The organism is Frankia sp. CcCS3, assembly GCF_977927575.1.
The window spans coordinates 19065-25604 of record NZ_CDWRCL010000033.1 but is presented as its reverse complement, the minus strand read 5'-3'; the positions used below and the strand labels follow the sequence as shown (position 1 = coordinate 25604).

Genomic DNA, 6540 nt, shown 5'->3' with positions numbered 1-6540 from the left:
GGGGCATGCCACATCAGGTCACAGCAGGCCACGCCGAGCCAACATTACGCACAGTTACCAAACTGGCTGGGGTCTCACGCCCACCCCGGTTAACTTCGAAGACCCCCGATATGCCAGGCCTGAAGAAACACGCGATAACCGACCTCCTGTAGCTGCCAGGCGATCCATTCGGCCCAGTCCAGGTCGCGCTGGCAGTAGCTGATGAAGAAGTCGCCCTGGTCCACTCGATTCCCACCTGTGAAATCCTCCGCACTGCTCTCTCCAGCTGAAGGATAATCGTACCGCCGTTCCGGGATGAATGCCACCGTTCTGCCCCGCCGCAGCGGGGCAGAACGGGCAGGTGGTGCGCCGCGGGGTGGTGCGGTGGGGTCAACCGACGGGGCGGGGCTTGCCGTCGGCCGGGGCGGCCACGCCCCCAGGGTCTCGGCAAGTTTGCTTGGTAGCGGCTCGTAGTCCGCTCCTGGGGTGGTGGGAGTGTGTGGTCGGTTTGTTCGTGGGATGCGGCCCTGAACGCAATGTCATGTAGCCTAAGTTGATCATGTGGTGCAGGGTTGAGCGTGTGGAGCGGGTGTGCCAAGAAAACGACTCTGTCGCACATCTGGTGGTCGTTGACATGACCTGCTATACCACGTGCCCGGACCGGGTCAGCTCCCCCCTGCCAGCATGCGGGTCGATTTCACCGTCCATCGCAGCGGCGACTCCGGGTCCCCCGCTGGTCGGGCTCGACCAGCGCGAGCAGCGCGTCCACCAGGCGCGGGTCCTTCTCCCGCAGCGGTCTGCGGCCCGCGCCCGCCGTGCGGACCCGCCCGGACGGAGGCTGGCCACTGTCCAACGCCGCCGCCCCGCGCGAGACGGTGTCCTCCGAGACCCCCGCTGCCCGGGTCACCAGACGAATCCCGCCATGCCCCAACGCCCTGGCATCCGCCCCCAGCACCAGTCGCCGCCGACGCTCGTCCAGATGCGGCAGCAACACCGCGAACTTCTCCGCTAGGACCTCGTCGGTCCCCTCCCTCACAGAGCATGGTCAAAAGCCGAAGTTATTTTCCGGCGGCTCCCTGGTCCGGGGCGGTGATGCACGGTAATTCGGGATGGGCCTGGCCGATGTCGGCGATCCGCAGGTCCACCCAGGCGAGCAGACCAGGAACGGCTACGCCGTGCGGAGGCCGGTCCGCGTAGGGGGCGAGGTTCGCCGCGCCGCACCGCAGCACGGCCACGCCGCCCTTGACGTTGCCGCGGGCCAGATGGGTGACGCCGACGGCGAGCTGTGCCAGCCCGCGCCACAGCCCGCGCTCGCCGGGGTCGGTCTCCGGACTCTTCCAGACGGCCTCGAGTACCTCGTGTGCCTGGAAGAGAAGTCCCGCGTCGAGGAGTCGCTGGGCCTCGGCGAGTGCCGCGGCCGGCGGTAGCGGGGCCGAGGAGGCGAGCGGCGGCACGCCGGTCTCGCCGTGGGGAAGGGGGCGGCCCAGCGCGTCCCGGGGCCGTTCCCCGGGCCGGGACACCCCGGACCCTGGTTCAGTCGCGGGGTGTGCCCGGGGGACGGGGCGTGTTCCGGGCAGCGGCCGTGTTCCGGACGGTGCGCGTCGCCCGGAGCGGTCCGAAGTGGTCATGCGGTCCACTCTGACCGTCCCTAGCGGGTGGCGCCTCCCGTAGCCGCGCGGACCGGAGTCGTCGCCAGGCAAGACCTGGGGCGCGGTGTCAGCGTCCGCTGGTGTCAGCGGCTGATTGCGGCGCGCAGCGCGTCGGCGCGGTCCGTGCGCTCCCAGGTGAAGTCGGGCAGCGTCCGACCGAAGTGGCCGTAGGAGGCAGTCTGCCCGTAGATCGGCCGTAGCAGGTCGAGGTCCCGGATGATGGCGGCCGGGCGCAAGTCGAAGACCTCCGAGACGGCCCGCGCGATCTCCGGCACCGGTACGGTCTCGGTGCCGAAGGTCTCGACGAACAGGCCTACCGGCTCGGCCTTGCCGATGGCGTAGGCAACCTGCAGCTCCGCCCGCCGGGCGAGGCCGGCCGCGACGACGTTCTTGGCGACCCAGCGCAGCGCGTAGGCGGCCGAACGGTCGACCTTGGACGGGTCCTTGCCGGAGAAAGCACCGCCGCCATGACGGGCGTAACCGCCGTAGGTGTCAATGATGATCTTGCGGCCGGTCAGGCCCGCGTCGCCGATCGGGCCGCCGATCTCGAACCGGCCGGTCGGGTTCACGAGCAGCCGGTAGCCGTCTACCTCCAAGCCCAGGTTCTCCTCGGCCAGCCGCTTGAGCTCGGGGGCGATGACCTGGTCGCGGATGTCCGGAACCAGACGGGTGGCCAGGTCGACGTCGGCGGCGTGATGCGCGGACACGACCACCGTGTCCAACCGGACCGGGCGGTCCCCGTCGTATTCGATGGTCACCTGGGTCTTGCCGTCCGGCCGCAGGTAGGGCAGCAGGCCGGCGTGACGCACCTTCGACAGCCGCTGGGCGAGGCGGTGGGCCAGTGTGATCGGCAGCGGGAGCAGGTCGGGGGTCTCGTCGGTGGCGTAGCCGAACATGATCCCCTGGTCGCCGGCGCCCTGCTGGGCCAGCGTGTCCTCGCCGCCCTCGACCCGTGCCTCATAGGCCTTGTCGACGCCCTGGGCGATGTCCGGGGACTGGGCACCGATCGAGACCAGCACGCCGACGGTCGCGCCGTCGAAGCCGGTGGCGGCGTCGTAACCGATGTCGGTGAGGGTGCGCCGCACGACGGCGGTCACGTCGACGTGCGCGGAGCTGGTGACCTCGCCGGCCACGTGCACGTGCCCGGTGGTCAGCAGTGTCTCCACCGCGACCCGGGAGGTGGGGTCGCCGGCCAGGAACGCGTCGAGCAGGGCGTCACTGATCTGGTCGGCGAGTTTGTCCGGATGGCCTTCGGTGACCGACTCGGAGGTGAAAAGGCGACGGGACATGGAAGGATTCCTCATTTCATGGAACAAGATATGGAACAAGGTGATGTTGCGGGAGGAGGTGCCGGTCGCACGGGGACATACGTGCGCGGGTGGATCCGCGCCGGTACATCCCTGCCGGCACTGGCTGGCCGGCACGGTCATTTCACCAGGATCGGTGCTCGGGGTCCGGGTGCCGCGTCGGGCTCGTCGACGCCGTTGGATGTCGACGCCGTCGGATGTCGAACCGGCATGCGGGCATGCCCTCCGGGTCGGCGGGCGCCGAGGTGAGGAGAGGGGGGTGCTGGTCGCGCCGGCTCAATGGCCGGCCAGGCCGAGGGAGCGGACCGGAGCGGTGGATCTCGGGAACGCGCTGAGGGTGCGCCGGGACGAGCGCGTCCGCCGCGCGGCTCAGCGCGCGGTACAGATGGCGGAACTCACCAGGGAGAAGTCGACGTGGCCACGCGTAACGAGAACGGCCGGACCGAACACCGGATGATCTCACCACGGCGGTCAACCTGCCGTCAACGCCGCAGGCCGATCGTGTGCCATTGCCTGGGCGCGCGGACGAGCCGGTGATCACCACGATCGCCTACGAGCACGTGGATCGTGTCCGTTCCTACGAGTTGCTCGCCCGTGAGCGGACCTGACCGGCTCGTCCTTCGACCCTTTGCGTCATCCGGGACCGGTGATTACGGTGGAGTGTGACGGATGACACTGAGCGCGGTTATCCGGGAGCGAGTGAATCCGGGAGCGAGTGGGAGACAAGGAGACGTCGTGTCGGACGACCGGTGCGGGATCACGGCGACGCCGTGGCCTCAGCCGGGTGGCCGCGCGGTCGAACTCACTCATCGCCGTCATATCGACACCTGCCGCGTCAACACGGCGGCCTGTCCCCGTTGACCTCCGGATGACCTCCGGAACATCCGGACCTTCCGCACCCCGGCCTCGACCTTCGATCTGACATCCGCCTCCGCGCGTTTGTCGGTCGATGCTCGATCCGGCCGGAACGAGGCGCTGGAGGTCGTCGTCAACGGCAGGAACGGCGCTGGCCATGACCGATCCCCTGGCATCATCGGAACAATCCCTGACTCCGGAGCAGCCTTCGGCGCACGGGCGATCCACCGCGACGGAACGGTCCGAGTCCGGCCGCTCCGAGTCCGAGCGGTCGACGGTGCCCGGACGATCCGAGGCGGCCGAGGCCTTCGTCCTGCGGGGGGTGCACGTCCTCGACAAGACCGGGCGCTTCGGTGAGCCGACCGACGTCGCCGTCGGCGGCGGGATCATCCATGCGGTCGGCACGCGACTCGGCCTCGACCGGGACGCCGTCGACGTTGACGCCCACGACCTGTGGCTGATGCCAGGGGTCGTCGACTGTCACGCTCACGTCACGCAGTCCACCTATGATCCGTTCGAGCTGGCGACGGCGTCGCTGTCCACGCGGGTCCTGCAGACCGCCGCCGCGTTGCGGGCGTCGTTGGCGGCCGGTGTCACACACCTGCGGGATGCCGGCGGCGCCGACGCCGGCATCCGGGACGCGGTCAGCGCGGGCACCGTGCCCGGACCGCGGCTCGCCGTGTCCGTCGTCGGGCTGAGCCGGTCCGGGCGGCACGGTGACGGGGCGATCATCGGTCCCGGGCTGGAGTCGGCCGAAGATGTTCTCATGCCGGACTATCCCGGCCGGCCCCCGCATACCGTTACCGAGGCGGGCAGCCTGCCGGCGTCGGTGCGGGGCGTTCTGCGTGCGGGTGCGGACTGGATCATGATCTACGCGAGCGGTGGGGTGATGTCCGCCCGGCCGGGGCAGCCCGAGCCGCAGTTCAGCCCGGTGGAGCTTGCGGCCGCCGTCGCGGAGGCCCGGCGGTACGGACGCCCGGTGATGATGCATGCCTTGGGCGAGCGGTCGATCGAGGCCGCGGTCGCCGCCGGAGCGCGGTCCATCGAGCACGGCATCGGGCTCACCGAGCCCGTGGCGGCCGCCGTGGCGGCCGCCGGGGTGACGCTCGTCCCCACCCTGTCGCCCTACCAGGACCTGGCGGCGCTGGCGGCCACCGGAGTGCTGCCGGGCTGGGCGGTGGACCGGGCCGAGGCCACCGAGGCCGCGCTGGCCGGCACGATCGCGGTCGCCCGTGCGGCGGGGGTGCCGATCGCGCTCGGCAGCGACGCCCGGCACCGCACCCGGCACGGCACGAACCTGGCCGAGATCAGCCGGCTGCGCCGCGCCGGGCTCACCCCGCCCGAGGCGCTGCTCGCCGCGACCGCGACCGGAGCCCGGCTCTTCGGACTGGGGGAGGGAGCCGGCCGTATCGCCGTCGGCTCCGCCTTCGACGCGATCCTGCTCGACGCGGACCCCGGGGACCTGTCGGTCTTCGAGCGGCCGGGCGCCGTGAGCGGGGTGTTCCTTGGCGGTCGTGCGGTGCTGCCCCACCCGCGGCTGCCCGGGAACCTGGTCCGCCCCACCATGGTGATGGAAGAGGTGCCGAGAATCGCTCCCGAGCGGCCCGCGGCGTCGCCGTCCAGCTGACTCTCCCGTTTTCTAGAATGTTCACGAAATATCAAAAGAAATACCCTTAGTATGGCTTCGCGGGCTTTCGTCGGATCCGCTCTGGGACGGCGATTGACCGAGATGCGGATCGGCCCCCGAAAGCTATTGTCGTAGGGGCCCCGCTGCCGGCTGCCGTCAGGTGGCCCGGGCCATTTGCTGGTACGGGGTGCCGCGTCTCCAATGCCTGGAGGGTTCTCATGCAGCACGCTGAAATGATCAATAAGAACATGCGGAAGGCCATCGAGGAGTGTATGTCCTGCTCGGCCCTGTGCGAGGAGACGATCTCCTACTGCATGGACATGCCGGGCGCCATGATGGAGTCGGCGAACATGCGGCTGATGATGGACTGCGCAGCCGTCACCAGGACCTGCGCCGACATGATGTGCCGGATGTCGCCGATGCACGGGGAAATGTGCGCGATGTGCGCGCGGATCTGCGTGATGTGCGCTGAGATGTGCGAGAGGATGCCGCAGGATCAGCAGCTCGCCAAGCTCGCCGGCGCATGCCGATCCTGCGCGGAGAGCTGCAACACGATGGTGGGCGCCGCCGCCTGAGCGGCGTCCGGCCCGACGGCGCCGGGGCGTAGCCGGCGATCACCCGACTCCGCCCCGACGTCCGGGGCCGTGCAGCTGTGCGGCGCCACGTGCCACGTGCCACGTGGCCTCGGTCACGACTGGTGGCTACGGTTACGTATCCTCGGGCGGACATGGGGTGAAACACCTGAGTAACAATATTGACCATGTTGACAGGTAGCCGTCGGATAGGCAGAATATGGTCATGTCCTCCTGGGTGGATCGGATGACCCCCCTGGTCATCCGTGGCCACATCGATTTCCTGCGAGTGGCCTCGTCCGGTTGTCCGGCCCGGCCACTTCACGTGCTTTACTAGCCTCCTCGGCTTTCCCTCGCTCGGTGTTCTCTCTGGCGTTCTCCTTATTCATGGCCGCTCGATATGTCTGTCTCCAGATCGTCATTGCCTGCGTGGACGCCAGCTGCCTCGGTATCGATGTCCGGTCAGTACCGGGTACATCTCTGGACGGTTTCCGATCGGAGCATGCTGTGTCGTCCCTGGTTTCGTCAGCATACGTTTATCCGCGCCCCCA

The 6540-nt window shown here is 69.4% G+C and carries 5 protein-coding genes and 1 pseudogene; 2 read left to right on the top strand and 4 right to left on the bottom strand.

Annotation, left to right across the window (positions count from 1 at the left end; genetic code table 11):
• Window positions 1-89: 89 nt before the first annotated feature.
• The 4 genes and pseudogenes from AC08OQ_RS05375 to metK form a co-directional block, all read right to left on the bottom strand.
• Entirely contained in the window at window positions 90-224 is a 135-nt protein-coding gene (locus tag AC08OQ_RS05375) for a toll/interleukin-1 receptor domain-containing protein (RefSeq protein WP_476601781.1), read from the bottom strand.
• A gap of 406 nt (window positions 225-630) precedes the next feature.
• Window positions 631-1015: pseudogene (locus AC08OQ_RS05370) on the bottom strand (ISAzo13-like element transposase-related protein); the annotation flags it as partial.
• Between the two features lie 22 nt (window positions 1016-1037).
• Complete coding sequence (locus AC08OQ_RS05365) at window positions 1038-1499, bottom strand: DUF309 domain-containing protein (protein WP_476601780.1); 462 nt, start codon at window positions 1497-1499, stop codon at window positions 1038-1040.
• A 212-nt stretch (window positions 1500-1711) separates the two neighbouring features.
• Window positions 1712-2917: a methionine adenosyltransferase gene (gene metK / locus AC08OQ_RS05360; RefSeq protein ID WP_476601779.1), complete on the bottom strand. Its 1206-nt coding sequence runs from the start codon at window positions 2915-2917 to the stop codon at window positions 1712-1714.
• A 1150-nt stretch (window positions 2918-4067) separates the two neighbouring features.
• On the opposite strand from metK, the gene AC08OQ_RS05355 reads away from it, so the two are divergent.
• Window positions 4068-5417, top strand: a complete 1350-nt coding sequence (locus tag AC08OQ_RS05355; RefSeq protein WP_462203786.1) for an amidohydrolase family protein — start codon at window positions 4068-4070, stop codon at window positions 5415-5417.
• A 248-nt stretch (window positions 5418-5665) separates the two neighbouring features.
• Window positions 5666-5992 carry a four-helix bundle copper-binding protein gene (locus tag AC08OQ_RS05350; RefSeq protein ID WP_476611925.1) on the top strand — a complete coding sequence of 109 codons (327 nt, stop codon included), beginning with the start codon at window positions 5666-5668 and terminating at the stop codon, window positions 5990-5992.
• Window positions 5993-6540: the final 548 nt, after the last annotated feature.

Excerpts from the sequence above, each read along its gene's own strand:
- metK (WP_476601779.1), bottom strand. The coding sequence starts at position 2,917 with ATGTCCCGTCGCCTTTTCACCTCCGAGTCGGTCACCGAAGGCCATCCG.
- AC08OQ_RS05350 (WP_476611925.1), top strand. The coding sequence starts at position 5,666 with ATGCGGAAGGCCATCGAGGAGTGTATGTCCTGCTCGGCCCTGTGCGAG.